A 476-nucleotide genomic window follows, 5' to 3' on the forward strand; every position below is an offset into this window, starting at 1 on the left:
GCTTAAAGTGTTTTTTATAATGGGTACAAAGCGCTTTAATGAATTGATGCTCCAATGCTTTAGGAACAAACACGTAGTCAGGCGCTACACATATTTGCCCTGCATTGGCCATTTTTCCAACTAATAAAGCACGCGCGGCTTTATTTACATCGGCTTTTTCTAACACAATGACGGGCGATTTTCCGCCGAGCTCTCATGTTACCGGCGTTAAATTTTTACTGGCCGCGGCCATAACTAACTTGCCAACGGCAGTCGAGCCTGTAAACAGCAAATGCGCAAATGGCAATGATGAAAACTCACTTGCCACGTCGCTACCACCTTGAATAATTGTGCAGTGTTGGCTTAATTCACCTGCAAATATTTTTTCAATAACGGCATTGGTGTTAGGCGTAAATTCACTGAGCTTTAACATCACCCTGTTACCCGCTGCAATCGCAGTAATAACAGGTACCAATGCTAGTTGAATAGGATAGTTC

1 pseudogene is annotated in these 476 nt (G+C 43.1%); it reads right to left on the reverse strand.

Annotated features, from left to right (window positions below):
• Positions 1-476: pseudogene (locus PSH48_RS20880) on the reverse strand (aldehyde dehydrogenase family protein); the annotation flags it as partial.

This window comes from Pseudoalteromonas sp. Angola-4, from assembly GCF_028599265.1.
Taxonomy (GTDB): Bacteria; Pseudomonadota; Gammaproteobacteria; order Enterobacterales; family Alteromonadaceae; genus Pseudoalteromonas; species Pseudoalteromonas atlantica.